At 67.2% G+C, this 26,320-nt stretch carries 23 protein-coding genes; 16 read left to right on the forward strand and 7 right to left on the reverse strand.

Features of this window, described 5'->3' with window-relative positions; genetic code table 11:
• Nucleotides 1-93: 93 nt before the first annotated feature.
• The 3 genes from E9229_RS13305 to E9229_RS13315 form a co-directional block, all read right to left on the reverse strand.
• Entirely contained in the window at nt 94-927 is an 834-nt protein-coding gene (locus E9229_RS13305; RefSeq protein WP_246380856.1) for a DNA-methyltransferase, read from the reverse strand.
• A gap of 115 nt (nt 928-1,042) precedes the next feature.
• The gene (locus E9229_RS13310) at nt 1,043-2,683 is read right to left on the reverse strand and encodes a DEAD/DEAH box helicase (RefSeq protein WP_183512092.1); all 1,641 of its coding nucleotides are present in this window, start codon (nt 2,681-2,683) and stop codon (nt 1,043-1,045) included.
• A 272-nt stretch (nt 2,684-2,955) separates the two neighbouring features.
• Nucleotides 2,956-4,422, reverse strand: a complete 1,467-nt coding sequence (locus tag E9229_RS13315) for an RNB domain-containing ribonuclease (protein ID WP_183512093.1) — start codon at nt 4,420-4,422, stop codon at nt 2,956-2,958.
• A gap of 60 nt (nt 4,423-4,482) precedes the next feature.
• Between E9229_RS13315 and E9229_RS13320 the strand changes: the two genes are divergently transcribed.
• The 3 genes from E9229_RS13320 to E9229_RS13330 all read left to right on the forward strand — a co-directional run bounded on the left by E9229_RS13320 (nt 4,483) and on the right by E9229_RS13330 (nt 6,983).
• A complete protein-coding gene (locus tag E9229_RS13320) occupies nt 4,483-5,154 on the forward strand; it encodes a ferritin-like fold-containing protein (RefSeq protein ID WP_183512094.1) in 672 nt (223 codons plus the stop codon).
• An 85-nt stretch (nt 5,155-5,239) separates the two neighbouring features.
• Nucleotides 5,240-6,169: an IS982 family transposase gene (locus E9229_RS13325; RefSeq protein ID WP_183509723.1), complete on the forward strand. Its 930-nt coding sequence runs from the start codon at nt 5,240-5,242 to the stop codon at nt 6,167-6,169.
• Nucleotides 6,170-6,311: 142 nt separating this feature from the next.
• Nucleotides 6,312-6,983 carry a 4a-hydroxytetrahydrobiopterin dehydratase gene (locus E9229_RS13330; protein ID WP_183512096.1) on the forward strand — a complete coding sequence of 224 codons (672 nt, stop codon included), beginning with the start codon at nt 6,312-6,314 and terminating at the stop codon, nt 6,981-6,983.
• A 47-nt stretch (nt 6,984-7,030) separates the two neighbouring features.
• On the opposite strand, the gene E9229_RS13335 is transcribed toward E9229_RS13330, so the two are convergent.
• Both E9229_RS13335 and E9229_RS13340 read right to left on the reverse strand, forming a co-directional pair.
• A complete protein-coding gene (locus E9229_RS13335) occupies nt 7,031-7,252 on the reverse strand; it encodes a DUF3107 domain-containing protein (RefSeq protein ID WP_183512097.1) in 222 nt (73 codons plus the stop codon).
• 77 nt (nt 7,253-7,329) lie between these two features.
• Nucleotides 7,330-7,929, reverse strand: coding sequence for a TetR/AcrR family transcriptional regulator (locus tag E9229_RS13340; protein ID WP_246380858.1), 600 nt, complete (start codon nt 7,927-7,929; stop codon nt 7,330-7,332).
• Nucleotides 7,930-8,134: 205 nt separating this feature from the next.
• Between E9229_RS13340 and moeB the strand changes: the two genes are divergently transcribed.
• Both moeB and E9229_RS13350 read left to right on the forward strand, forming a co-directional pair.
• On the forward strand, nt 8,135-9,298 hold the full coding sequence (gene moeB / locus E9229_RS13345; protein WP_183513051.1) for a molybdopterin-synthase adenylyltransferase MoeB: 1,164 nt from the start codon (nt 8,135-8,137) through the stop codon (nt 9,296-9,298).
• A 338-nt stretch (nt 9,299-9,636) separates the two neighbouring features.
• Nucleotides 9,637-10,680, forward strand: a complete 1,044-nt coding sequence (locus E9229_RS13350) for a hypothetical protein (RefSeq protein WP_183512098.1) — start codon at nt 9,637-9,639, stop codon at nt 10,678-10,680.
• Nucleotides 10,681-11,175: 495 nt separating this feature from the next.
• Here E9229_RS13350 and E9229_RS13355 read toward each other — a convergent pair whose 3' ends face one another.
• Nucleotides 11,176-12,504, reverse strand: a complete 1,329-nt coding sequence (locus E9229_RS13355; RefSeq protein WP_183512099.1) for a glutamyl-tRNA reductase — start codon at nt 12,502-12,504, stop codon at nt 11,176-11,178.
• Nucleotides 12,505-12,639: 135 nt separating this feature from the next.
• On the opposite strand from E9229_RS13355, the gene hemE reads away from it, so the two are divergent.
• The 9 genes from hemE (at nt 12,640) to E9229_RS13400 (ending at nt 23,525) form a co-directional block, all read left to right on the forward strand.
• Nucleotides 12,640-13,704, forward strand: coding sequence for a uroporphyrinogen decarboxylase (gene hemE / locus E9229_RS13360; protein ID WP_183512100.1), 1,065 nt, complete (start codon nt 12,640-12,642; stop codon nt 13,702-13,704).
• 82 nt (nt 13,705-13,786) lie between these two features.
• Nucleotides 13,787-15,421, forward strand: coding sequence for a protoporphyrinogen/coproporphyrinogen oxidase (locus E9229_RS13365; protein ID WP_183512102.1), 1,635 nt, complete (start codon nt 13,787-13,789; stop codon nt 15,419-15,421).
• Between the two features lie 84 nt (nt 15,422-15,505).
• Nucleotides 15,506-16,216, forward strand: a complete 711-nt coding sequence (gene hemQ / locus E9229_RS13370) for a hydrogen peroxide-dependent heme synthase (protein ID WP_183512103.1) — start codon at nt 15,506-15,508, stop codon at nt 16,214-16,216.
• Nucleotides 16,213-17,421, forward strand: a complete 1,209-nt coding sequence (locus tag E9229_RS13375) for a ferrochelatase (protein WP_183512104.1) — start codon at nt 16,213-16,215, stop codon at nt 17,419-17,421. The genes hemQ and E9229_RS13375 overlap by 4 nt, the downstream gene beginning before the upstream one ends.
• Before the next feature lie 5 nt (nt 17,422-17,426).
• Nucleotides 17,427-18,392: a hydroxymethylbilane synthase gene (gene hemC / locus E9229_RS13380; RefSeq protein WP_183513052.1), complete on the forward strand. Its 966-nt coding sequence runs from the start codon at nt 17,427-17,429 to the stop codon at nt 18,390-18,392.
• 4 nt (nt 18,393-18,396) lie between these two features.
• Nucleotides 18,397-19,269 (forward strand): uroporphyrinogen-III synthase, encoded by an 873-nt coding sequence (locus E9229_RS13385; protein WP_183512105.1) that lies wholly within the window; start codon nt 18,397-18,399, stop codon nt 19,267-19,269.
• Between the two features lie 63 nt (nt 19,270-19,332).
• Entirely contained in the window at nt 19,333-20,316 is a 984-nt protein-coding gene (gene hemB, locus E9229_RS13390) for a porphobilinogen synthase (RefSeq protein WP_183512106.1), read from the forward strand.
• A 3-nt stretch (nt 20,317-20,319) separates the two neighbouring features.
• Nucleotides 20,320-21,627, forward strand: coding sequence for a glutamate-1-semialdehyde 2,1-aminomutase (gene hemL, locus E9229_RS13395; protein WP_183512107.1), 1,308 nt, complete (start codon nt 20,320-20,322; stop codon nt 21,625-21,627).
• A gap of 380 nt (nt 21,628-22,007) precedes the next feature.
• Nucleotides 22,008-23,525 (forward strand): amino acid permease, encoded by a 1,518-nt coding sequence (locus E9229_RS13400; protein ID WP_183512108.1) that lies wholly within the window; start codon nt 22,008-22,010, stop codon nt 23,523-23,525.
• A 77-nt stretch (nt 23,526-23,602) separates the two neighbouring features.
• Here E9229_RS13400 and E9229_RS13405 read toward each other — a convergent pair whose 3' ends face one another.
• Nucleotides 23,603-24,286 (reverse strand): hypothetical protein, encoded by a 684-nt coding sequence (locus tag E9229_RS13405; RefSeq protein ID WP_183512110.1) that lies wholly within the window; start codon nt 24,284-24,286, stop codon nt 23,603-23,605.
• Between the two features lie 198 nt (nt 24,287-24,484).
• On the opposite strand from E9229_RS13405, the gene E9229_RS13410 reads away from it, so the two are divergent.
• Nucleotides 24,485-25,633 (forward strand): sensor histidine kinase, encoded by a 1,149-nt coding sequence (locus tag E9229_RS13410; protein ID WP_221184653.1) that lies wholly within the window; start codon nt 24,485-24,487, stop codon nt 25,631-25,633.
• A complete protein-coding gene (locus tag E9229_RS13415; RefSeq protein WP_183512112.1) occupies nt 25,630-26,292 on the forward strand; it encodes a response regulator in 663 nt (220 codons plus the stop codon). Before E9229_RS13410 ends, E9229_RS13415 begins: the two co-directional genes overlap by 4 nt.
• Nucleotides 26,293-26,320: the final 28 nt, after the last annotated feature.

Raw genomic sequence — 26,320 nt, forward strand, 5'->3', positions numbered from 1 at the left:
CCCGGGCCGGGCCCTACAACGCATAAGGAAGGCCTGGTCCGGCATCATGATGCCGGACCAGGCCTTCCTCCGTGGTGCGATGCACCGGCCCGGTCAGGCCGGTCCGTGCTCCAAGAGCGAAGCCTGGGGCAGGCGTGCGCCCATGACGCTGATCGACTGCGGGTTCTGGTCGACGCATACATAGCGCCGGCCCAGGGCCGAAGCCACGGCGCCGGTGGTACCGGAACCGGCGAAGAAGTCCAGCACCCAGTCGCCCTCACGTGAACTGGCGTTCACGATGCGGCGCAGGATGCCCTCGGGCTTCTGCGTCGGGTAGCCGGTCTTCTCCTTGCCCGTGGGCGAGACGATGGTGTGCCACCAGACATCGGTGGGCAGCTTCCCGCGTTCCCGCTTCTCTGGGGTGACCAGGCCGGGAGCCATGTACGGCTCGCGGTCCACCTCGGCATTATCGAAGTGGTAGCCGCGCGGATCCTTGACGTAGACCAGGATGTTGTCGTGCTTGGCGGGCCAGCGGGACGTGGCCCGTGCCCCGTAGTCGTAGGCCCAGATGATCTCGTTCAGGAAGCATTCGCGCCCGAAAATCGCATCGAGCATCACCTTGGCGTAGTGCACCTCGCGGTAGTCCAGATGCACATACAAGGTGCCGTCGTCGGCCAACAGGCGCCAGGCCTCGCGCAGTCGAGGTTCCAGGAAGCCCCAGTAGTCGTCGAACGCGTCGTCGTAGCTGTGCAGGTCACCACGCAGCGTCGCATAGCTCTTGCCCTTGAAGCCGACCCGGTCCCCGTCGCCCTCTACCGCGCGCACCATGGTGGTGGACTGGCGCTTCTGCGTCCGCCCGGTATTGAACGGGGGATCCACATAGATCAGGGTGAACGAACCATCCGGCAGCGTGGGCAGGAAAGCCGCGTTGTCGGCGTGGACTATCAGGTTGGGACCATCGGCGCTCCAGGCGTCAACGGCCGGTACCGCACCGGACCCCTCGTCGGCGACAGCGAGGTCGCTGCCGAGGGATCCGGCGTTGGCATTGCCTTGGCTCACGTTGCTACTCGGCGTCGGTCCGCGGCGTGACCTCGCCATTGCGGCGACGGGTCCGTGAACGGTTGCGGCGCGGAGCCTCGGCGCCCTGATCGGCTGCCGGTGCAGCCGTCTCGGCCACCGGTGCGGCGGACTCGGTCAGCTTCGGTGCCGCCGAGCGGCGGCGCGATTCGCCGTCGCGGGCCGGGCGCTCGGTGCGGGCGCCCTTGGCAGCACGCTCGCCGCCGCGCTCGGAGCTACGGCGGTTGGAATCGCGGTCGCCACGGGACGGCGCGTTCTTCTTGCCGGTCTCGCCCAGGTCCTCGAGCGTCTCGCCGGACAGGCCCTCGAGCGTGCGCTTGTGGCGCGGCAGCCGGCCCTTGGTGCCAGCCGGGATGTGCAGGTCGGAGAACAGGTGCGGCGAGGAGGAGTAGGTTTCCACCGGGACGGTGACATCAAGGCCCAGGGCCTTGTTGATCAGGCCCCAGCGCGGGACGTCTTCCCAGTCGACGAACGTGACGGCGGTGCCCTTGTTGCCGGCACGGCCGGTGCGGCCCACGCGGTGGAGGTAGGTCTTCTCATCCTCGGGGCACTGCAGGTTGATCACGTGGGTGACATCGTCCACGTCGATGCCACGCGCTGCGACGTCGGTGGCCACCAGCACGTCGACCTTGCCGTTGCGGAAGGCGCGCAGCGCCTGTTCGCGGGCGCCCTGGCCCAGATCGCCGTGGATGGAACCGGCGGCGAAGCCGCGGTCGACCAGTTCGTCGGAGAGCTTGGCCGCCGAGCGCTTGGTCTTGGTGAAGATGATGGTGCGTCCGCGGCCCTCGGCCTGCAGGATGCGCGCCACGACCTCGTCCTTATCCAGCTGGTGCGCACGGTAGATGACCTGGCGGATGTCCTTCTTGGTGATCGAGTCATCATCGGGATCAGCGGCGCGGATGTGCGTCGGCTTGGTCATGTAGCGCCGGGCCATGGCCACGACGGCGCCGGGCATGGTCGCGGAGAACAGCATCATCTGGCGGGTCGCCGGGGTGGCTGCCAGCAGCGTCTCGACGTCGGGCAGGAAGCCCAGGTCAAGCATTTCGTCTGCCTCGTCGAGGATCACGATGCGGATGTTGTTCAGTTTCAGGTGCTTCTGCTTGTACAGGTCGATCAGGCGCCCGGGGGTGCCAACGACGATTTCGACGCCGTTCTGCAGCTGCTCGATCTGCGGTTCGTAGGCACGGCCGCCGTAGATGGTGGCGATGCGCGCGTTGCGGTAGGTCGAGGCCTTGTTCAGGTCGGCTGCGACCTGGACGGCGAGCTCGCGGGTCGGCGCGACGATCAGTGCCTGTGGGGCACCGGGAACCGGCAGCTTCTCGAAGCCGGCGTCCTCGCGGCCGATCACGCGGTGCAGGGCAGGGATGCCGAAGCCGAAGGTCTTGCCGGTGCCGGTCTTGGCCTGGCCGATGATGTCATGGCCGGCCAGCGCAACGGGCAACGTCATCGACTGGATCGGGAAGGGGTGGGTGATGCCAGCGGCTGTCAGCGAGTCGACGATGTCCTGGCGGACGCCGAAGTCGGCGAAGGTCTGCTGCTCGATCTCGTGCGGTGCCTCGTCGGAAACCAGGGTCTCCTCGACCTCGATCGACTCGTGTTCCGCGATGAGCTGGTGGTCAGTATTCAAAGTTCATTCTCATTCGGTTAGGTGCCGTGGCTTGGGGTGCTCGACGTCCTGCGGAAAATACCGGATTGAACGGAGTCCACCACATGGCGGCGCTTCCAGCGGAGCCGATCGCAGGCTAAACAGCACTGAAACTACGTGCGTGTGCAGGTTCGCTGGGAATACCTGCGGGGGAAATTTGGAAAAGTAACGCGACCGGGCATCCTTGTCTACACCTTTCAGTCTAACCTGCCCGGGCCGAAGCCTTGGCAGCGGAGGGTGGCGGGGGCGCCAGCTCAGGGCCCAACGATCCTGAACAGCACCTTCCGCGCCACCAGATCGGCCCGCACCAGCTCGACGGTGACCTCGCGGCCGGCCTCGGCCGCCCCCTGGTAGCGCGCCGTGATGCCCGGATCACGCAGCTGCACGATGCCGGAGGGGACCCGGCCGGCCGCAACGGAGCGGGCCAGCTCGGCGGCATCGGGCCCCTCAATGGTCACTGCGTCGAAATGTTCGCCCACCCGGTGCAGCAGCAGCGCGGCCTCGATCGCGTCCATCGCGGCGCGCTCCACCCGCCCGGTTCGCTGGTTAGACGCCTGCATCAGCGCCGGTAAGGCCGGCAGGGCAGCCCGGATCGGTTCGGGCACCGGCGAACCGGCCACCAGGTGCGCGCAGACCACCAGCACGAAGCGGTCCACCAGCCGGCGCAGCGGTGCGGTGGCGTGGGAATACGGTGCGCCGAGCGCCGCCTGCCGGGTATCGGCCGGGGCGCTGCCGTCGAAGGCTGTGTAGCCGGCCCCACGGAACAGGGAGGCGGCCTGGTGCATCAGGGCAAGCTGTGCCGGTTCGTTGACGTCCAGCGTGCGCAGGAAATCACCGTACCGGACCTCCTCGTCCCAGGGCCGGCCCAGCGCCGCCGCCTGCCGGCGGAAGGTGGTGATGGATTTGGTGTCCGGCTCGGGCAGCGTGCGCAGGATCCCCACGCCGCCGGAGATCATGATCCGGGCCGCCTCCATGCCGGTGAGCAGGGAGATCTGCGCGTTCCACTCCTCAACCGGCAGCGGGGCGCGCAGCGAAAGCAGGTAGGCGCCATCGACCAGTTCCACCTCCTGCTCGGGAATCCGCAGCGAGGCGCCTCCGCGTTCCGCCTCCAGGATGGAGCGCTTGAGCCCGACCTCGCGCAACAGGCACAACAGCTCCGATGCGGTGCCGGCATCCAATGCGGCCTGTGCCCCGGCATAGCTGAGCTTCTCCCGGCTACGCACCAGTGCCCGTTCCAGGGTGGTAGAAACCACGGAACCTTTCCCGTCCAGCGCAATGGTCCACAGGTAGGCGCTGCGATCGACGCCCGGCAGCAGCGAACCGGCGTCCTCGCTGATCGATTCGGGGTGCAGCGAGATCCGGCGGTGCGGCAGGTAGACGGTCTGCCCGCGCAGCCGGGTCTCGGCATCCAGCGCGCCGCCCGGTGCCACGAAGCCGGGCACGTCGGCAATGGCATAGTGCACTAGATAGCCCTGACCGTCCCGGGCCAGGTGGACAGCCTGGTCCAGGTCGGTGGAGGATGCCGGGTCGATGGTCACCAGCTCGATGCTCGTGCGGTCCGCCGGCGGGGGATCGAAGCCGCGCACAGCGGCAAGCGCCTCATCCAGCACCGCCTGCGGGAAGGCATCGGGCAGTTCGAATTCGCTTTCCAGTCCGGCCAACGTGGTCGCCAGCCTCGTCTGTCGTGCATCGCGGCGTAGGTCACAGTGTTGGTAGCTCACGGGCCCAGCATAACGAAATGGTTTGTCCCCGTCCCGTGGTCCCGGAGTAGGCTGGGGCGCATGCGCCAAGCCCCCGCTTCCAAAAAACCCCAGGACCGCTACGAGACGGCCCTGCTGGGGTTGGTTGCCTACCGCGAACTCAGCGCCTTTGAGCGGCTTTCCTCCGATGCCCGGTTCTCTCCGACACTGGTCGACCGCGAATCCCTGGCCCGGCTGGCCGTCGCCGAATTCGGCCACTATGAGCTGGTCCGCGAGCACATAGCGGCCAAGGGGCTGGACATCCAAGAGACGATGGAGCCGTTCATCGAATCCATCGACGCGCTGCATGAGCGCACCAAGCCGGGGGACTGGTACGAGTCGCTGATCAAGGCCTATGTCATCGACGAGGTATCGGCCGACTTCTACCGGGCGATCTCCCAGCAGCTTGGCGATGAGGCCCGCACCCTGGTCGCCTCGGTGCAGACCTCCGAGCAGCAGACCGGGTGGCTGCGTGAACGGTTGCGCCTCTCGCTCTGCGATGATCCGCGCCTGGCTTCGCGGCTGGCGCTGTGGGGACGGCGGCTGCTCGGCGAGGCGCTGACCCAGGCCCGCAGCATCGGCGAACAATACGACTACTGGGGTGCTGCGGATGCGGTGGCCCACAACGATTCGACGCAGCCCATGACGGCGCTCTTCGCGCACCTGGTGGAAAACCACTCGCGCCGCATGAGCGCACTGGGCCTGACCGCCTAGATGATTGATTCCAAGGGGTGACAGCGCGGGCAAGGGTGTCCAGAATCGAGATGTAATACCCAACATTCGAACCTGGAGAGTTCCGATGGCTCCCGATCTGGACACCCTTGCAACAGCACTGTACGCCTGCGCGGACGACTTTCTGAAGGCCAATCCGCACCTGCTCCCGTGGCGTCCGGCCATCGGCTTCGGGCCCCGGATCAGCGACGCCGAACTGGTCACCATCGCGGTCCTCCAGGCCCTGCTCGGCTTCACCTCCGAACGCCGCTGGCTCCGCCAATCCCATAACGACCTGCGCCGATGGTTCCCGGACCTGCCCCAACAACCCGGATACAACAAACGGCTGCGGAAGCTGGGCGGGACCCTGCAGGCTCTCAACGAACACCTGGCCCACACCACCGGGCTCTGGTCCGATGAGCTGTGGCTCGCCGATTCCACCCCTGTGGAATGCGGGCGCTCCCACACCACGGCCCACCGCTCCGAACTGGCCGGCTGGGCCGAATACGGGTACTGCGCCTCGCATTCACGGTGGTTCTGGGGGCTGCGCCTGCACCTGCTGTGCACCCCGACCGGACTGCCGGTCGGCTACGCGCTGACCGGGGCGAAGGCCGATGAGCGTGAGACCCTGCTGGGCATCCTGGAAAACCTGCCCACCCCGGTGGAGCCGGGACAGATCATCATCGCGGACAAGAACTACTACGGGAAGGCCTTCGAGCAGGACCTCTCCGAGGCCGGGATCACCCTGGTCCGTCCGACCCGTCAAGGTGAGAAACCCCGTCCCGGAAAGAGTCTGCTCAAGCCACTGCGTCAGGTCATCGAGTCAATCAACGACACCCTCAAGGGCCAGCTGGACCTGGAGGCCCATGGCGGGAGGACCATCGCCGGGGTCACCGTGCGGGTCCTGCAACGCATCCTCGCGCTGACCGTGGCCATCTGGCACAACCTGAACACCGGTTCCCATCCACTGCGGTCGCTGACCGCCTATGACCATGAACCCTTGGAATCAATCATCTAGGCGGCGGCCTCCGTTTCCGTTACCGGTCTGGACCAGAGGCCCGGTGCGGGGGCACGGTGGTAGTGGACGAAACCGCGGGGTACGCGGATTCGCCCATGGCCGCCGCCGCCCGGCGCCGGTCGACACGGAAACGGGGTAAGCCATGAGTACGAACAAGAACGTCCTGACCCGCAACGAAGTGGACGTGGCCCTGGCGGAGCTGCCGCATTGGCGCTATCGGCTCGGTGCGCTGGTGACGGCCTATGCGTTTGATTCCTCCGCCGCTGCCATCAGCTTCCTGGGCACCCTCGGCGCGCTCGCCGAACGGACCCGGCACCATCCCGACGTCGACTGGCGCTACGACACCGTCTTCATTACCAGTTCCTCCCACGATGTGGGGATGGAGGTGACCTCGCGGGATCTGGACCTGGCACTGCTGGTGTCGCAGGCGGCCGATGCCGCGGGTGCCGAGGCCGTGCCCGAACGGCACCAGAGCGTCGAGCTGGCCATCGATACGGCCGACGGGCCCGAGATCGCCGGCTTCTGGAAGGCGGTGCTGGGCTACGGGGAGTCGCGGTTCGGGGACCTGGCCGATCCGTGGCGCCGGAATCCGGGGCTCTGGTTCCAGGAAACCGCGACACCGAGCGACAATCGGATCCACCTTGACCGGCATGTGCCGCTGAGCTCCCTGGAGGAGGAACGCGCGCGGTTGCGCGAAGCGGCGGGGGAGGGCGACGGTCAAAGCCATCCCCGGTTCAGGATCTACACCGACGCGCAGGGAAACCGCATCTGCCTGTGCACGGAAGAGGGCCACGGCCCGGATCTGGAGGAATGATCCACCAGCTGCGCGCCGCGGCCCCCTCGAGCGGGGTGTTCGCCGGGTTAGTGGGCGAAGCCGACCTTGCGCACTTCCTCGGCACCGATTTCGACGTAGCCGATGGTTGCTGCCGGAACCAGAATGGTACGGCCCTTGGCATCGGTGAGCAGCAGCTGACCGCCGTCTGCGATGGCCGCGGTGACCTTCGTCGTCAGGGACTCTGCTGTCTCGGTGGAGTCGATGACGATCTCACGGGTAACGTTCTGGATGCCGATGCGAATTTCCATCGTGGTGTCTCCTCAAAAGTGGCTGGCGGGACCGGTAACGACGGGCAGGGCCCGACAATGATCCGTTTCGAATTTACTCAGGATTCCATGGGGAAGCGACCGATTCCGCGCCAAGCTAAACGGGCAACCAGTTCGCTGGCCTCTTCCATCGGCACCTCGTCGCTCAGATCCAGCCAGTAGCGGGCCGAAACCTGGGCCATGCCGGCCATGGCGCGGCCCAGAAGCAGCGACTGGGCGCGGCCCAATCCGGTGTCATCGGCGATGACCCCCGCAATGGACGAGGCGAACGTCGAGTTGAACTCCTCCAGCCGCGCGCCGATCTCCGGGTCGTTCATCAGGTCGGATTCGAAGATGAGCCTGAAGGCCTGCGAATCGCGGGAAATGAACTCGTAATAGGCGCGGATGGTGGCGGTGACGCGCTGCTTGTTCTTGGAGGTGGAGTTGATGGCTGCCTGCAGCAACCCGGTGAACTCCTCCAGATGCACGTCGAGCAGGGCGATGTAGAGTTCGCGCTTGCCCGGGAAATGCTGGTAGAGCACCGGTTTGGAGACCTCGGCGACCTCGGCGATCTCGTCCATCGCCGCACCGTGGTAGCCATGGGCGACGAACACCTGGTGGGCGGCGAGCAGCAGTTGCTTGCGCCGTGCCTCGCGGGGCATCCGCCGGGTGCGTGGCATGCGCGCGGGTGAACTTGTCACGTCGGGCCTTTCGAGAGCTGGCCGACACCGAACTTGGACGATACCGACTTGACCAGTCTACTATCCGGTAACGTGTTGCGTCATGCCCCCGGCCCATCGGCCATCGCACTAGAATCGGGGCATGAACGATCACCCAGGAGCATCGGTCCCACCACGTCCAGGTACGCCCCCGCCCGGCCCCTGGATGCCACCGCACCTGCCGGCCCTGGTGGAACCCGGCGAAGCGCTGACGCAAGGGGAGCTGCTGCGCTATTCGCGCCAGCTGATCATCCCGGAGGTGGGCCTGGCCGGACAGCGTCGGCTGAAGAACGCCAAGGTCCTGGTGATCGGTGCCGGGGGCCTGGGGTCCCCGGCGCTTCTCTACCTGGCAGCCGCGGGCGTGGGCACCCTGGGCATCGTCGATGATGACGTGGTCGACGAATCGAACCTGCAGCGCCAGGTGATCCACGGCGTATCCGATGTGGGACGGACCAAGGTCGACTCGGCGCGCGATGCCATCGCCGAGGTCAACCCGCTGGTACGCGTGCAAGTGCATGAGCGGCGGCTGGACCGGGAGAACGTGCTTGAGCTGTTTGCCGGCTACGACCTGATCCTGGACGGGACGGACAACTTCGCGACCCGCTATCTGGTCAACGACGCGGCAGCGATCCTGGGCAAGCCGTATGTTTGGGGCTCGATCCTGCGCTTCGACGGTCAGGTCAGCGTGTTCTGGGCCAAGCATGGTCCCAGCTACCGGGACCTGTATCCGGTGGCGCCGCCGGCCGGGACGGTCCCCTCCTGCGCGGAGGGAGGGGTTTTCGGGGTGCTCTGCGCGCAGATCGGCTCCGTGATGGTCGCCGAGGCCATCAAGCTGATCACCGGCGCCGGAGAGAGCCTGCTGGGCCGGGTGCTGGTCCTGGATTCACTGGCCATGCGCTGGCAGGAGATCAGGCTGCGCCCGGATCCCGCAGTGGAACCCGTGGCCGACCTGCTGGACGACTACGCGGCGTTTTGCGGCATGCCGGACCACAGCGGAAGCGTACCCGAGGTGACCGCTATCGAATTGGCCTCGATGCTGGTGGCCCGTGCTGCCGGACACGATGATTTCCTGCTCGTTGACGTGCGCGAGCCCGGCGAGGCGGAAATCGTCTCCATTGCCGGGTCCGAGCTGGCACCGCGCGGACAGATCCTCTCCGGGGACATCGAGCTGCCGCGCGATCGGCCGATCATCGTGCATTGCAAGAGCGGGGTTCGCTCGGCCGAGGTCCTGAACGCACTGGTGGGGCAAGGATTTACCGATGTGCGAAACTTGCGGGGCGGAATTCTCGAATGGATCCGGCAGGTCGAACCGGAATTTCCGATCTACTGACGGCTTCCCGAGCGAGGGGATGTTCCTCATGCCGGCTGTTGATGGTAGACATGCAGTGGGAGCCGGGTCCGGTAACCGAAAATTCCCAAGGATCATCTAGCGTTGCCTGTGCCAATACTGACGTGTTGCTCTGTGGGGAGGGCGCTGACGTCAACGCTCATTCATGAAAACCGCTGTACTCGCGATTAGCGCAGCCCTCATCGTGAGCCCAGCGCTCTGGACTATCCCACCGCCGGTTTCATCCGCTTCGCCGGATTCCACGGCGCCGCCTATCCGCCCTGCCGTTGACGCCGGGGCCGGCCACATCGCCCATTGTAAAAATCACCAGGAATTCAACCATGATGGTGGTCAAGAAGGCCTCCGTCCACCGCTCGGCGTCCACCACCGCAGGCAAGGCGGCCACCTTCGCCGCGAAGACCCTGGTCATGGTCCCCGATACCAAGGGCTCCGGCTGGGCCAAAGTCCAGAGCGAAGGAAAACGAGGCTGGATTCCTTCCTCGAAGCCCTCCCAGCCCGGCACCCCGCGCTTCATCAGCACCAAGGCCATCGCCCCGCGGGCTGGCATCAAATCCGGGCGGGTCATCGCCACCGCACCCAAGGGCTACACGATGTGGGGAACCGGCAAGGCCAAGTCGGGCTATGTCCAAGTCCAGTTGTTCGGCTACGCCGGCTGGGTTCCCTCCGGCGGCCTGAAGCGGATCAGCATGGCAAACTACGCCACGAAGCAGGTCACCAAGCTGAGGTCTTCGGCCGGTTCGGGCAAGGTTCTTGCCGCTGTCCCGAAGGCGTACGTCATCAGGACGACCACCAACACCAAGGCCCTTTCCGGAAGCCGGGTCAAGGTGCAATACCGCAACACCACCGGGTGGCTGGCCACCCGGGACCTGAAATCCGCTTCGCTGCAGACCCCCGCCGGACCGGGTGCCTCCTCCTACTCGGACAGTGCCTATGCCTCGGTGCTGCGGGGACACGTTGCGAAGTGGTGTCCGGGAGTGAACCTGCGGGTCACCAAAAATGCGGGGGAGTACTACGCCGAGTCGATCCCGCTGCGCATCCCCATCGGACGCAAGGGGAAAAACGATCCCCTTGCCCCGGATATCAAGGCGACCGGGCCCCACGAATGCGCCCACATCAAGCAGTTCAAGGTCTATCCCAGTGGGTTCAAGAATTTGACGGACCGTGCCGAGGCCATCAACCCGAGTCGAGACGGCCGCGGCATCGAGCACCTGACCGACTGCATGAGTGATCAGATGGGAGCCAAGCGCACAGGTTCCCTGGCCGACGGATCCATGTACCGTTCCGGCTATGGCGGAACCTGCACCTCCACGCAGAAGGCAGCGGCCAAGGCGCTGCTCAACGGCAAGAAGCCGGTGGGTGGTTGAGCCCGAAGGCTCGAAGCAGCACGATCGCCCGGGGGACCGGGTGCAGGAGAAAGGCTGCCAGGACCTGCCGAAGCGGTTCTTGTTCGCGGCTGCTGCTCCAGCGGCGCCGTTTGACCACGGGTGATGCAATGGAACAGAGCCCTCCGGCAGCCATGGCCATTGCGATGAGCAGCCCCACGATCAGGTTGCCGCCGCCGGTCGAGATGGCACCGGTGAGTCGTAGGCACGGAACTGCCGTGATGGCCGGCCCTTCCGCCTGGGGGTTTCTCCAGCCGAGGACGAGCCCACGGCGGAGCACATCAGCATTTGGGCTCGCCGTTCCGAAAGCCGGCTCATCGTCCGATTCCATCACAGCGCCCGCGGGTGCTCCGCGAAATCGTCCAGGAACGCGATGCCGGGTTCGAGCAGGGTGGAGGTTTCACCGGTCCGAGACCGAATGCAGGCGTGTTGCCGGGCATCGTGCCCAGCGGTCGCGGCCGCCTGCGGGAAGGGGGACTAACCGACTTCGCGCAGCGGCGCGGCAGGCTCGCCGACGGGGCACGCGGGAGGCGTCTGCGCGGGTACGGCCCTGGGGGCCTGGACCTGGATGCCGTACAGGGTTTCCAGCGCCGCGACGTAGTCGTCGGTGCGGCCTTCGGCAGCCAGTTCGCGTCCGCGCACGGTGGGAACGTGCAGCAGTTGGCGCATCATCCGACGCATGGCGAACTCGACCTCGTCGGCCGCGGCGGTGCAGCCGTGCTGGGCACGGACCTTCTCGACCTCGGACTCGAGGACCGACTGGGTATGTTTGCGCAATGCCACGATGGCGGCGTCGGCCGATCGCTGGCGCTGTTCTTGGGCGAAGTCCGTGGCCGCGTCCTGCACGATCTGGCGGGCTTGGCGAAGGGCCATGGCCTGCTCGACCGGTGCCGCCATGCGTACGGATTCCAGGGTGATCAGGTCGACGTTGTCCAGGTCCTCGAAGGCCGGGTCGAAGTCGTGGGTCAGGGCTAGGTCCACTGCAATCAGCGGACGACCGGCGCGGTCGAGCGAGGCGACGTCGGCGGCCATCAGGCGCCTGTCGCCGCCGCTGCAGCCGATGATGACATCGGCGTGGCTCAGCGCGTCCTGCAGCTGTTCCTCGTCCACGGCCGAGCCGCCGCGGGTGGAAACGAAGGTTTCGGCGCGGCCGGAGGAGGAATAAACGCCCACCCGGTGTGCGCCGCGTTCGCGCAGCAGCGCCATGGTGGCCCCGGCATAGGCGCCGGTGCCGAAGACGACAATGTTCTTTTCGGCCCAGCCGGCACTGACCGACAGGTCGGAAGCCAGATCCAGGGCGACGGAGACGATGGAGAGTCCGCGCGAGCCGAGCTCGGTGCGGGTTCCCACTTCCTTGGCTGTGCGCGAGGCCGTCTGGAAAAGGCGGACCAGCGAGCCGGAGGCGGTGCGCTTCTCCTGGGCTTCGATCAGGGCCCGGCGGAGCTGGCCGGCGATCTCGCGCTCACCGATCACAGCGGAGTCCAGTCCGGCGCCCACGTTGAAGAGGTGTTCGACGGTGTCCTGACCGGTCTTGGTGGCCAGCGCGCATCCGACGACGTGTTCGCTCAGGCCGGAGGCCGAGCTGATCTGGCTGATCACGGCCGACCTGGCCGCCTCGATCTCGCCGGGGCCGGAGGCCTCGCAGTACACCTCGTACCTGTTGCAGGTCGAGAGCACCACTATCCCGTTCAACGGGGCGCTGGTTTCGAGTACGGAGGAAGCGACCTGGGAGGCTCCGGCGCTGAGTTGGGCGACGGTCTCGAGGTCAATATCTGAATGGGACGCAACAAGCGATAAGAAAACCACAGTGCTTCCCATACTATCCCGAACTCCCATCCGGCGGACACCCGCGGGCCACGAATCCGGCCGATCCTGCCCGAGATTAGTGTCCTTGGGCACCCGGATTACTTTTCGGGCCAACATGTTGGCAGAATCATGGGTATGACGTTGAGCGCCAGCCACCCGCTAATGGACGGTCGAACCACCCATTCCCCGCTTATTTCCGCCTACCGAGGCCAGAAGCCCTCGCATCGACCCGTGTGGTTCATGCGCCAGGCAGGCCGTTCGCTACCCGAATACCGCAAGCTGCGGGAGGGCATCGCGATGCTTGATTCGTGCCTGCGCCCGGACCTCGCCGCCGAAATCACCCTGCAGCCGGTCCGGCGGCACAATGTCGATGCCGGGATCTTCTTCTCCGACATCGTGATCCCGCTCAAGCTCGCGGGCGTCGACGTGGACATCGTCCCCGGAGTCGGTCCGGTGCTGGCCAACCCGGTCCGCTCGGCCGCCGACGTGCGCGCCCTGCCAAAGCTTGATGACCAGGCACTGGACCCGATTCGCGAGGCGGTGGCCATCACCGTCGCCGAGCTCGGTGCCACCCCGCTGATCGGTTTCGCCGGTGCCCCGTTCACCGTGGCGGCCTACATGGTCGAGGGACGCCCGTCCCGCGACCACCTGGGCCCGCGCACGATGATGCACTCGGACCCGGAGACCTGGGCCACCCTGGCCGAATGGGCTGCGGATGCCTCTGGCGCGTTCCTGCGTGCGCAGATCGAGGCCGGCGCCTCCGCCGGACAGCTCTTCGACTCCTGGGCCGGATCGCTGTCGCTGGCCGACTACACCAACCACGTCGCCCCGTCCTCGGCCCGCGCCCTGGACCACGTGCGCGACCTCGGGGTCCCGCTGGTGCACTTCGGCACCGGTACCTCCGAACTGCTCCCGGCCATGCTGGAGGTGGGAGTGGACGTCATGGGCGTCGACTACCGCCTGCCGTTGGACGAGGCGAACCGCCGCCTGGGCGGAAAGGTCCCGCTGCAGGGCAACATCGACCCGGCCCTGCTGAACGCCCCGTGGGAGGTGCTCGAGGCCCACGTCCGCGAGGTCCTCGCCGCCGGCGACAGCGCCCCCGCCCACGTGGTCAACCTGGGCCACGGTGTTCCGCCGGACACCGACCCGGAGATCCTGACCCGTGTGGTCGAGCTCATCCATTCGGTACCCGTCGTCTAAGACGGCACGCACCGGGCGGGGGGAGAACCGGGTATCAAACCGGCCCCCGCCCACCACGGATTGATCCCAAGGAAGGACCGCAATGCAGCAGAGGCCCGCAGGTGACCAGGAACCGGCAGCCCGCCAGGAGCGCCCGGCAACGGTGGAGAAGTCCCGCGTGGGAGCGGCCACCTCCACGGCCGCGGCCCATGCCCTGCGCCTGCTGCACCTTCCGCGCACTACGCCCGAGGCTGCACCCCGGGGTCCGGCGGCGATAGTCATCGGCGGCGGCATCTCCGGGCTGATCGCTGCCCGCGAACTGGCGATCACCGGACACCAGGTCAACCTGTTCGAGGCCTCCGCCGTGTTTGGCGGGGCGGTCGGCATGCACGAGGTGGCTGGGCTGCGGCTGGACGCCGGCGCCGAATCGTTTGCCACCCGTTCTACGGCCGTCGCCGACCTCGCGGCGGAGCTCGGGCTCGGCGGCGACATCACTTATCCGCGGCCCGGCGGAGCCTGGCTGCAGCTGCAGCGCGGCGGAACCGACGTGGCGCTGCCCCTTCCGGCGACGGGGATCCTGGGCATCCCCGGGGACCCCTGGGCCGATGACGTGAAGGCGGCGATCGGCCGCACCGGTGCGCTGCGTGCCGCGGCCGACCTGATCACCCCGCTGTCCAAGAAGATGCTCGAGAGCCCGCTGAGCCTGGGCGCGCTGGTGCGGGCCCGCATGGGCCGCGCGGTGCTTGACCACCTGGTCACCCCGATCGTCTCCGGCGTGCATTCCGCTGATCCGGACACCCTGGACCTTGACGCCGTGGCCCCCGGGCTGCGCGCCAAGGTGTTGGAACACGGATCGCTGGCCAAAGCCGTGGCCGCGATGCGCGCCGCCGCACCGGCCGGCTCGGCCGTCGGCGGAATCACCGGCGGCATGTACCGGCTTGCCGAGGCGCTCGTCGCCGACCTGAAGGCCCGCGATGTGGGCCTGCACCTGAACCGCGAAGTGGTGGCGCTGTACCGCGATGGTGCCGCCGATGCCCCCTGGCGGATCGAACTGGCTGCCCGTTCGGCCGAGCCCGAGGCCCAGCGCGAGAAGCCGGCGAAGGCCGACCGCACCGTGGCCGTACCCGCGGGCGCCCTGACCGGAGCGCGCCTGGTGGTGGCCATCGACGGCCCCGGCGCCGTGGACCTGCTCGGTTCGCTGGATGCTGGCTTCGCGGCCCACCGACCAGCCCGCGGCACCGGCGTCAGCCTGGTCACGCTGGTCGTGGACCGCCCCGAGCTGGATGAGGCGCCGCGCGGCACCGGCGTACTGGTCGCGCCCGACGTGCAGGGCATCGGCGCAAAGGCACTGACCCATGCCACGGCCAAATGGGAATGGCTGGCCGATGATTCGGGCCCCGGCAGCCACGTTCTGCGCCTCTCTTACGGCAGGCTCTCGGAAGTCGACGCGGAACTGGCCGACGCCGATGACGCGACGCTGTACGAAAACGCCGTCAGGGACGCGGCGCGGTTGTTGGCCGTGCCGCTGACCGGTGACGACGTGGTCGGCTGGGACGTGGTCCGCTACATCGGCGCGCTGCCGTTCGCCACCACCGGGCACAAGGCCCGGGTCGCCGCGTTCAACGAGCTGGCCTCGGGGTTCGGCGGCCTGGACGTGGTCGGTGCCTGGATTTCCGGCACCGGGCTGGCTGCAGTGGTCGCCGATACCCGCTCGCGGCTGCGTGTCGGCGCAGCCTGAGCCCTCCCTGCCCGCATTGATCGGGCAAACACCCAAGTTTCCATGGTTTATTCAGTAGGCAGTAAAGATGAAAGCAGGAACCCAATGAGCGAATTGACGCATAACAGCCCGGTGATCCGGGACCGCGAAGCAGCCGGCGACGCGACCATGTACTACACGCTGTGGACCGTTTTCAAGCGCGACTCCGACCTGGACCGCACCGAGGGCGTCGAAGCGTTCGAGGCCCTGATCTCCGAGCTCGCGGCCGATTCCGTCACCCTGCGCGGCACCTATGACTGCTCCGCTATGCGCGAGGAAGCCGACGTCATGGTCTGGCTGCACGGCCCCAGCGCCGAAGGCCTGCAGGCCGCGGTGCGCAAGATCCGCCGCAGCTTCCTCTTCGCCGAGACCTCCATCGTCTACTCGACCATGGGCGTGCACCGCGAAGCCGAGTTTGCCAAGGACCACTCGCCAGCCTTCGCCCGCGGTGTCGCCCCGGAGACCTGGATGACCGTCTACCCGTTCGTACGCACCAACGACTGGTACCTGCTGGACCCGAAGGACCGCGGCAAGATGCTGCGCGACCACGGAGTGCTGGGCCGGGACTTCCCGTCGGTGCTGGCCAACACCGTTGCCGCGTTCTCCTTCAGCGACTATGAATGGCAGATCTGCCTCGAGGCTCCGGACATGATCGACCTCGTCGACATGATGCGCCACCTGCGCTACACCGAGGCCCGGAACCACGTGCGCGAGGAGACCCCCTTCTACACCGGACGCCGGATCTCCGCTGCCGAGGTCGCCGAGGTGCTTCGATGAGCCCACAGGCATTCGACCCGCGCGAGGGATACGACGCGCGCGGGGTCATGGCACCCAAGGCCTACGACGCGATCCTGCTGGCCTCCTTCGGCGGGCCGGAGGGCCAGGACGACGTCCTGCCGTTCCTGCGCAATGTCACCGCTGGCCGCGGCATCCCCGACGAGCGGCTCGAAGAGGTCGCCACGCACTACCGGGCCAACGGCGGCATTTCGCCGATCAACGCGCAGAACCGGGCGCTGAAGGCCTCGATGGAGGCGGCCCTTGCCGAGCGCGGGATCACCGTGCCGGTGTTCTGGGGCAACCGCAACTGGGCCCCGTACATCCCGCAGACGCTCCAGGAGCTCTATGCGGCGGGCCACCGCAAGGTGCTGATGTTCTCCACCAGCGCGTACTCCAGCTATTCCAGCTGCCGGCAGTACCGCGAGGATCTGGGCGTGGCCCTGCGCGAGACCGGCCTGGAGGGTCTGCTCGAGGTAGACAAGGTGCGTCAGTACTTCGACCACCCCGGGTTCGTCGAGCCGTTCGTCCAGGGCGTCTCGGACTCCCTGGCCCGGGTCCGCGAACAGCTCGCTGCCGCAGGAAACCCGGAGGGGCGGATCAAGATCGTCTTCGCCACCCATTCGATCCCGACCTCAGATGCGCAGGCCGCCGGGCCCCGCGACCTGGCTGCCACCCTGGAAACCGACGTCTACTCGGCCCAGCACCTCTCGGTGGCCCGCGCCATCCTGGATGCGATCCCCGAGGCCTCTGGCCTCGACTGGTCGCTGGTCTTCCAGTCCCGCTCCGGTTCACCGCATACCCCGTGGTTGGAGCCGGACATCAACGACGCCCTGGCCATCGACCGGGAAGCCGGCGTGGCCGGCGTCGTGGTGGTGCCGCTCGGATTCGTCTCGGACCACATGGAGGTCCTCTGGGACTTGGACACCGAGGCCAGGGAAACCTGCGCCGAGCTTGGGCTGGCATTCCACCGCGCCCCGACCCCGGGCACGCATGCGAAGTTCGTCTCCGGGATCGTGGACCTGATCTCCGAACGACTGGCCGGGCCCGACGGCGCCCCCCTGATCCCGGGACGCGCCTCGGCGGCCGATCTTGGTCCCTGGTTCGATGTCTGCCGCCCGAATTGCTGCGCCAAGGTGATGCGCGACGGAACCATCAAGCCGACCATCGCCGCCGTCGACTCCGAGGTCGGGGTGCCCGCACCATGAGAGCCATCGGCTTCCGCCTGGGCACCCGCGGTTCGGCCCTGGCCCTGACCCAGAGCACCACAGTGGCCAAGGACCTGGCCGCCGCCAGCAATACCGGCTACGAGATGATCAAGGTCAAGACCGAGGGCGATGTGACCACCGGACCCCTGTCCCAGCTCGGCGGCACCGGCGTCTTCGCCGCCGCGTTGCGACTGTCCCTGCTCCAGGGCGGCTGCGATGTTGCCGTGCACTCGCTCAAGGACCTGCCCACCACGCAGCCCGAAGGCCTGGTCATTGCAGCAACCCCGGTGCGGGCCGACGTACGCGACGCGCTGTGCGCCCGCGACGGGCTGACCCTGGCCACGCTGCCGCTCGGCGCCAGCGTGGGCACCGGATCCCCGCGGCGTTCGGCGCAACTGCGCGCAGCGCGACCGGATCTGGTCATCGTGGACATCCGCGGCAACGTGGGCACCCGGCTTGGCCGCGTCGCCGGTTCCCCGGCACAGGCCGACGACGGAGGAGTGGGACGCACCGCGCAGGGCGACCTGGACGCAGTGGTACTCGCCGCAGCGGGCCTGGAACGCCTGGGTCTGGCCGAGCACATCACCGAGTACCTGGACCCGGCGATCATGCTCCCCGCCCCCGGGCAGGGTTCGCTCGCCGTGGAGGTGCGCAGCGCGGGAGCCGGAAACGCCGCCGTCGATGCGGCGCTCGAGGAACTCGACGACGCGGCCACCCGGCTCGCCGTCACGGCAGAACGCGCGCTGCTGGCCCGGCTCGAGGCCGGCTGTGCCGCACCCATCGGCGCGCTGGGCCGGATTCAGCAGGGCACGCTGACCCTGGACTCGGTGGCGTGCGCCCCCGATGGCTCGGACACCATGCGCCGCAGCGCCGCCACCCGGGAACTGACAGTCCAAGGCGCCGCGCGGCTGGGCATCGCCCTGGCCGAACAGCTGCTCTCCGAGGGCGCTGCCGAACTGGCGGGGCTCTAACCCGATGGCGCATCCTTCCGTGGTGGCCGGGAAGTCGGCACTGCTCCTGCGCAGCGCCGACCGCTCGGCTGCCACGGTGTCGGCACTGGCGGACCGCGGCGCCGGCACGGTGCTCTGCCCGCTGATCGACTTCGAACTTCCCGCCGACACCACCGCCCTGGATGCCGGGCTGCTCCGGCTGCTCGGTGGCTCCTACCGATGGCTGGTGCTGACCTCGATCACCACGGTCCGCGCGCTGAAGCAGCGCGCCGAGGCGCTCGGCCTTGAGCTGGTGCTGCCCGCCGGCACGAAGCTGGCGGTAGTCGGCGACGCCACCGCCCGCGCCGCCGTGGCAGAAGGCATGTCCATTGACTTCATGCCGCATTCGGACCACTCGGCGGCGGGCATGCTCGCCGACTGGCAGGATCTGGCCAGCCCTGCCACGGCCTTCATGCCACAGGCCGACCTTGCCTCCGGAACCCTGGAGGCGGGGCTCGGCTCCCGTGGCTGGGAGGCCGACGTCGTGGTGGCCTACCGGACCGTCGACGCGCCGGCCCGCCCGGAACTCCGGCTGACCGCTGTGCTGAACATGCCCGGGAACACTGCTGCCGCGCCTCCGTCCGCGCCGGTGGTCGACGCGGCGGCACTCATCGCTGCGGCGGGCGCCCCCGCCGGTGTCGATGCAGTGCTGTTCACCTCCCCGAGCATCGTGCGCCGGTTCCTGGAGCTGGTCCCCGTGCCGGCGCCCGGGCTGCTGGCCATCGCCATCGGCCGGTCAACTGCCGGGGAGCTTCGGGAGCGCGGCTGGCCGGCCGCGGCGACGGCCGCCTACCCCACCCCCGAGGGGCTGGCCGATGCCTGGGAAGCGGCGCACGCCACGGCCCGGAACACCGGCTGACCCCGCCTCTTGATACACGCCCCCCTTAGCCCCCTTCACAGCCCTTCCACCCAGGAGCACATCGTGAGTTTCCCGAACCGCCGCCCGCGCCGCCTGCGCACCAGCCCCGCCATGCGCCGCCTCACAGCCGAGACGACGCTCGCCGCCCAGCAGCTGATCCTTCCCGCGTTCATCCGCGAGGGACTAAGCGAACCGCACCCGATCAGCTCGATGCCCGGCGTCGTGCAGCACACCACCGACTCGCTGAAGGCAGCCGCAGCGCAGGCCGTCGAGCTGGGCCTGGGAGGCATCATGCTCTTCGGCATCCCCGAGCAGCGCGACGCGACCGGCAGCGCCGGCATCGACCCGAACGGCGTGCTGAACAAGGCCATCGGCGACGTCCGCGCCGAGGTCGGAGACGAACTGGTGATCATGTCCGATCTCTGCCTGGATGAATTCACCGACCATGGGCACTGCGGGGTGCTCGATGCCTCGGGGCGCGTGGACAACGACGCCACGCTGGAAATCTACGCGCAGATGGCAGTCATCCAGGCCCAGTCCGGCGCCCACATGCTCGGGCCCTCGGGCATGATGGACGGCCAGGTCGCCGTCGTCCGGCAGGCGCTGGACGCCGCCGGGCTGCAGGACACCGCGGTGCTGGCCTACGCCGCGAAGTACGCCTCGGCGTTCTACGGCCCGTTCCGCGAGGCCGTGGACTCGCAGCTGGCCGGGGACCGGCGCACCTACCAGATGGATGCCTCCAACCGCCGCGAAGCGCTGATCGAGGTCGAACTGGACCTGGCCGAGGGCGCGGACATGGTCATGGTCAAGCCGGCCATGAGCTACCTGGACATCGTCGCCGATGTCGCCGCGATGTCCCCTGTTCCGGTCTCCGCCTACCAGATCTCCGGCGAATACGCGATGATCGAGGCCGCCGCCGCTAATGGCTGGATCGACCGCCGCTCCGCCATCATGGAATCCGTGCTGGGCATCCGCCGCGCCGGGGCCGACACCGTCCTCACCTATTGGGCCAGCGAACTCGCGCTTTGGCTGAAAGAAGGAAAGTAAATCATGACCAGCTCAGCAGAACTCTTCGCCACCGCCCGCAAGCTCATGCCCGGCGGGGTGAATTCACCGGTGCGTGCCTTCGGCTCCGTCGGCGGCGTGCCCCCGTTCATGGTCAAGGCCTCCGGTCCCCACCTGATCGATGCCGACGGCAACCAGTACGTCGACCTGGTCTGCTCCTGGGGCCCGGCCTTGCTCGGCCACGCCCACCCGGCCGTCCTGGCCGCCGTTCACGCAGCGGTGGACAACGGACTGTCCTTCGGTGCTTCGACCCCGGATGAGGGCAAGCTCGCCGCCCTGGTCATGGACCGGATCCCCGGCGTCGAACGCATCCGCATGGTCTCCACCGGCACCGAGGCCACCATGACCGCGGTGCGCCTGGCCCGCGGCTTCACCGGACGTGACCTGATCGTGAAGTTCGCCGGCTGCTACCACGGCCACCTGGATGGGCTGCTCGCTGCCGCCGGCTCCGGCCTGGCCACTCTGGCCATGCCCGGTTCGGCCGGCGTGACAGCCGCCACGGCTGCCGAGACACTGGTCCTTCCGTACAACGACGTCGCCGCCGTCGAAGCAGCCTTCGCCGAGCACGGGGAGCGCATCGCTGCCGTCATCACCGAGGCGGCACCGGCCAACATGGGCGTGGTTACCCCGGGCGAGGGCTTCAACGCGGCGCTCTCGCGCATCACCGCCGCCCACGGAGCGCTGCTGATCCTCGACGAGGTGCTCACCGGCTTCCGCACCGGCTACGCCGGCTACTGGGGCCTGACCGGCGCCCACGAAGGCTGGACCCCGGACCTGTTCACCTTCGGGAAGGTCATCGGCGGCGGGCTGCCCACCGCCGCGTTGGGCGGCCGCGCCGAGGTCATGGACTACCTGGCCCCGCTGGGCCCGGTCTACCAGGCCGGCACGCTCTCGGGCAACCCGGTGGCCATGGCCGCCGGTGTCGCGACGTTGACCCATGCCACCGCCGAGGTGTACGCCCACGTGGACGCCGCCAGCCTGAAACTGCAGGATGCCGTCGCCGCCGCGTTGAACGAGGCCGGTGTCGACCACTCGATCCAGAGCGCGGGCAACCTCTTCTCCGTTTCCTTCGGTACATCGGAGCACGGCGTGCACAACTACGCGCAGGCCCAAGCCCAGCAGGCTTACCGCTACGCGCCGTTCTTCCACTCGATGCTTTCCTCTGGCATCTACCTGCCGCCAAGCGTCTTCGAGGCATGGTTCCTCTCCGCAGCACACGACGATGCGGCAATGAACCGGATCTTCGAAGCCCTTCCGGCGGCCGCACGAGCCGCCGCGCAGGCCCAGGGCTAAGCCCGGCACCCCCGCATCGGACGGGGTCCCTTCCATGGCGGAAGGGACCCCGTCCTTTTGCCGTCGGAAGGAATTCCGGTCCGGACCGATGCGCAATCGGCCTCGGTGGGGGAGTCGTCCGCCACAGGGGCCCCGTTCCCGCCGAGGCCAGGAGTTATCTTCGGGAACGGCGTGCACTGTCTCAAAGAAACCAGAAAAATACACATTAATTCAGGTGAGAGTCGATATTTTTGAATGGATTGCCGCGTATCTGACCTATCGTTCGACCAAATGGACCGACGAATGCAGCCGGGGTTCAAAGCGACCCGGAAAAATCCGTTTGGGTGGCCGCGGCTACGCTTGATCGGTTAGTTTCCACGTAATATTTGCCGAGGACCACAGTGAGCCTGTTTCGCACCAAGCCCGTCGAGAGCTTCATAGCCGACGCCGATGAGCCCGGACACCGGCTCAAACGATCCCTGACCGCTTGGGACCTGATGATCATGGGCGTCGCCGTCTCCGTCGGCGCGGGCATCTTCTCCGTCGGGGCCCGCGCCGCGGCAGAGTTCTCCGGGCCTGCCGTCACCGTCTCCTTCCTCGTCGCGGCCATCACCTGCGCCATGGCCATCATGTGCTATGCCGAGTTCGCCACGGCGATCCCCGTTGCCGGATCCGCCTACGTCTTCAGCTATGCCACCATGGGCGAGTTCATTGCCTGGATCATCGGCTGGAACCTGATCCTCGAGCTGTTCACAGCCGCCGCCGTCATCGCGAAGTACTGGGGCATCTACCTCACCGAGGTCTTTGCGCTGGTCGGCGTCGAGCTCTCCCCGACGGTCCAGCTGGGCCCGGTCACCATGAGCTGGGGACCGCTGCTGATCGTCGCGCTCTTCACCATCCTGCTGGTGCTGGGCACCAAGCTCTCCGCCACCGTGGGCAACATCTTCACCATCATCAAGATCGCCGTGGTGCTCTTTGTGATCATCGCCGGCCTGTTCTATCTCAAGGCCGAGAACTTCCTGCCGTTCATCCCCGATTCCGTTCCTGCCGCGGACCAGGGCGGCACCGAGGTGCTCAAACAGTCCCTGTTCGCGTTCATGACCGGGGCCGCCCCGTCCCAGTACGGGCTCAGGGGCGTCTTCGCCGGTGCCGCACTGGTGTTCTTCGCCTTCGTCGGCTTCGACGTGGTTGCCACTTCCGCCGAGGAAGTGAAGAACCCGAACAAGACGCTGCCGCGCGGCATCTTCGCCGGCCTGGCAGTCACCACGGTGCTCTACGTCGGCGTCTCGTTGGCACTGACCGGCATGGTCTCCTACAAGGACCTTGCATCGGTGGATAATCCAAATCTGGCCACCGCGTTTACTTTGGTCGGCAACGACGGCGCCGCTTCGGTCATCGCCGTCGGCTCGCTGATTGGCCTGACCACAGTAATCATGGTGCTGCTGATGGGCCTGGCCCGCGTGGTGCTTGCCATGAGCCGCGACGGACTGCTTCCCCGTGCCCTGTCCAAGACCAGCGAGAAGCGCTCCACTCCTGCCCTGCTGCAGATCATCTGCGGCTCGCTGGTGGCCCTTGCCGCCGGCTTCACAAAGGTGGAGGTGCTGGAGGAAATGATTAATATCGGCACGTTGTCCGCCTTCGTCGTCGTGAGCCTGGGCATCATCGTGCTGCGCCGCAAACGCCCGGACCTCAAGCCCGCTTTCCAGGTTCCCTTCGGCATCGTCATCCCGATCATCTCCGCCGTGCTGTGTACCTACCTGATGCTGAATCTGGCGGTGGAGACCTGGATCTACTTCGCGCTCTGGCTCGTCGTCGGCGTGATCATCTACTTCGCCTACGGACGCAGCCACTCCCGGCTGAACGAGAAGTTCGCCCTCCAGATCGAGGCCATGAAGGCCCCCGAGAAGGTCGGCTCGTAATCCCCTGCGGCAACCCCCAAACGGCGGGCCCCGGCCATCATGACCGGTGCCCGCCATTTGGCGTTTGGGGGCCAGGCTCAGCCCTCGGCCGGGACCGGCGGGAACTTGCCAACGCCGACGTCGCCAACCGGGTGGGTCCGGGAACGGAGGATGCCGTTGGCGGCCAGAATGCCGCCGACAGCCATCACCCAAAGACTGGTCGATTCGGGGATTTCTCCGGGAATCAGCATGTGGGCCACGGCTCCGCCAGCGAACAACGCCGGTGAAATCCAGTGGATGCGCCGGACACGGGTGAGTCCAAACAGCAGGAGGACCACCGACCACGGCCCGAGCAGGGCCACGAACAGGACCGGGATGGTCCACGGTCCAGTACCCTCACCGAGCCGTTCGACCAGGAAGCGGTTCATCGCCGGGCCGTCCAGACCGGCTGCCGCCGTCTCCAGTGCCAATATGTGCACCATCGCGAACGAACCGAGCCCGGTGGCCATCGCTGCCGTGAAGAACCAGCCGACCCGGGCGGAAGCACTCGCCCAGAGTAGTGGGGCAACACCCGCCAACCCCACGACAAGCAGGACACTGGCACAGGCATGCAAGAACCCTGCAGCGGCGATGAGCCAGTAATTATCGCCGATCATGCTCACGTCATCGAGTGCGTCCTGCCCTTTGAGCAGCAACGTCTCGGCCGTTGCCAGGGCGATCCAGGCCCCGCCGATGCCCATTGCTGCCAACCGGTCCGCGGGGAATCCGCGTACCTCAGCCATCGATGTGGACCTTCCCTTTTCGCGCATTGTCTTCTCCTCTTGTCTCAGGTGTGCTCCTCCGGCAAGACTAGGGAACCGGTGCCCGCCGTCGCGTCGTCAAACCGGAGCCTGCGCATCATCCTTGGGAAGTGCGCGCCAGCTACCAGCGGACGAGCCTGAGGCATCGGGTGTGGCGCTATCATTGGCCCCATGAGGACGTTGAGCCTTCGCAAGTGGTGCTTCGATGCGGTATTGGCCGCGGTATTCGTCATGATCGGCCAGTTCGAGCTGCGGTTTCTTCCGGAGTCCGGATACCAGGACGGGTCGCTAGCACTCAATACCGTCTTGGCTTTCCTCTGTGCAGCTTCGTTGATCATCCGACGGTGGCGGCCGCTCGCGGCGCTGATGGCGGGCATGAGCCCGCAGGTCGTTGCCTCACTTTTCACAGCGCACGCCATGACTTTCTGGGGCATGGGGGTGCCGCTGGCCGTGCTCTGCTATTCGGCGGCTCGCTGGTCCAATCACAGGCGTGCTCCGGTTTTGGCGCTTGGAATGGCCATCTTGTTGCTGGCCACCTACGGCATCCACACCACGACATTCGCCGAGGTGGAGGGCTATGCCTTCGGGTGCGTCATGCTGGGGACGGCAACTCTGGCAGGCACGGTGATTTCACAACTGACCAGGCAACGGCTGGCACTTGACGCGGCAATGGTCCGGTTGCGCGAACAAGAGCGGGATCGGAGATTTCAGGGACTGGCCGATGAACGCGCCCGCATTGCCCGCGAGATGCACGATGTGATGGCACACGGGATCAGCGTGATGGTAGTACAGGCCGGATCCGCCCGGCTTGAATTGGCATCGGACGCCGAGAAGGCACGCGAGTCGCTGCTAATCGTCGAACAGACTGGACGCGATGTGCTTACCGAGCTCCGCCATACAGTGGGTCTGCTGCGCAACCACGAACGTGCCGATGATCCTGATCCCAGTCCCGATCTGGATGCGCTGCCGGCTCTCGTGCAGTCGATGAAGGCCGCCGGACTAGACGTCTGCCTGGAGGTGGATGACCTCCCGGATCTGGACCCCGGTCGTAACTTGGCCGCATACCGGGTGATTCAGGAGGCCTTGACTAACGCGCTGCGGCATTCGGGAGCCGGAAGGGTGCTGGTCCGTGTCACCGGCCCCGATGAGCTGCACATCGAGGTGATCGATTCCAACGCCGGTTCGGCGTCCACCTACCCGGGCGGGGGTGGCCACGGGTTGGTAGGTATGAGGGAACGCGTGGAAATGTTCGGCGGTCAGCTGGTTGCCGGTCCCGAGCGGAAGGGTTTCGCCGTCAGGGCGACGATCCCCTCGGAGCAGCGTTCATGATCCGCATCCTGCTCGTCGACGACCAGGGGCTGGTCCGTGCCGGGTTCCGCTCGATTCTGGAGAAACAGCCGGATTTCGAGGTGGTCGGCGAGGCCGGCAACGGGCGCGAAGCGCTGGATCTTGCTGCCGCTTCTGCAGTCGATGTGGTCTTGATGGACCTGCGGATGCCTGTGCTCGACGGCCTGGGAGCCACCCGGGATTTGATGCGTTCGCCGACTCCACCACGCATCATCGTGCTCACGACCTTCGACGCCGACGAACATGTCTACCAGTCGCTGCGGGCAGGTGCCGCAGGCTTCCTGCTCAAGGACACCTCCCCGGAACGGCTCATTCAGGCCGTCCGCGAGGTGATGTCGGGAGAGGCGATGCTTTCCCCTGTGATCACCCGTCGATTGATCGCGGCCTTCGTGAATTCGCCGGCACCGCATGAGGACGGCGTGCCCAAGGCGTTCAGCAGCCTCACCGACCGTGAGCTCGACGTGTTCCGGCGGCTGGCCCAGGGAGCCAGCAATGCAGAAATCGGCAAGGAACTCTTCCTTGCCGAGACGACGGTGAAGACCCATGTGGCACACGTCCTGGCGAAATTGGGAGTGCGTGACCGTGTCCAGGCCGTTGTATCGGCCTATGAGCTGGGGCTGATCCGTCCCTCAGGCAGGTGAATCCGGAATTCATGACTGCATCGACCTG

It is taken from the genome of Paeniglutamicibacter cryotolerans, assembly GCF_014190875.1.
In the GTDB taxonomy this organism is placed as follows: domain Bacteria; phylum Actinomycetota; class Actinomycetes; order Actinomycetales; family Micrococcaceae; genus Paeniglutamicibacter; species Paeniglutamicibacter cryotolerans.

Coding starts and splice junctions, on each gene's coding strand:
- E9229_RS13325 (WP_183509723.1), top strand. CDS start 5,240: ATGGCTCCCGATCTGGACACCCTTGCAACAGCACTGTACGCCTGCGCG.
- E9229_RS13340 (WP_246380858.1), bottom strand. CDS start 7,929: ATGCCACGCACCCGGCGGATGCCCCGCGAGGCACGGCGCAAGCAACTG.
- hemE (WP_183512100.1), top strand. CDS start 12,640: ATGACGTTGAGCGCCAGCCACCCGCTAATGGACGGTCGAACCACCCAT.
- E9229_RS13405 (WP_183512110.1), bottom strand. CDS start 24,286: ATGGCTGAGGTACGCGGATTCCCCGCGGACCGGTTGGCAGCAATGGGC.
- hemL (WP_183512107.1), top strand. CDS start 20,320: ATGACCAGCTCAGCAGAACTCTTCGCCACCGCCCGCAAGCTCATGCCC.
- E9229_RS13375 (WP_183512104.1), top strand. CDS start 16,213: ATGAGCCCACAGGCATTCGACCCGCGCGAGGGATACGACGCGCGCGGG.
- hemQ (WP_183512103.1), top strand. CDS start 15,506: ATGAGCGAATTGACGCATAACAGCCCGGTGATCCGGGACCGCGAAGCA.
- E9229_RS13320 (WP_183512094.1), top strand. CDS start 4,483: ATGCGCCAAGCCCCCGCTTCCAAAAAACCCCAGGACCGCTACGAGACG.
- E9229_RS13385 (WP_183512105.1), top strand. CDS start 18,397: ATGGCGCATCCTTCCGTGGTGGCCGGGAAGTCGGCACTGCTCCTGCGC.
- E9229_RS13335 (WP_183512097.1), bottom strand. CDS start 7,252: ATGGAAATTCGCATCGGCATCCAGAACGTTACCCGTGAGATCGTCATC.
- E9229_RS13415 (WP_183512112.1), top strand. CDS start 25,630: ATGATCCGCATCCTGCTCGTCGACGACCAGGGGCTGGTCCGTGCCGGG.
- E9229_RS13330 (WP_183512096.1), top strand. CDS start 6,312: ATGAGTACGAACAAGAACGTCCTGACCCGCAACGAAGTGGACGTGGCC.
- moeB (WP_183513051.1), top strand. CDS start 8,135: ATGCCACCGCACCTGCCGGCCCTGGTGGAACCCGGCGAAGCGCTGACG.
- E9229_RS13350 (WP_183512098.1), top strand. CDS start 9,637: ATGATGGTGGTCAAGAAGGCCTCCGTCCACCGCTCGGCGTCCACCACC.
- E9229_RS13365 (WP_183512102.1), top strand. CDS start 13,787: ATGCAGCAGAGGCCCGCAGGTGACCAGGAACCGGCAGCCCGCCAGGAG.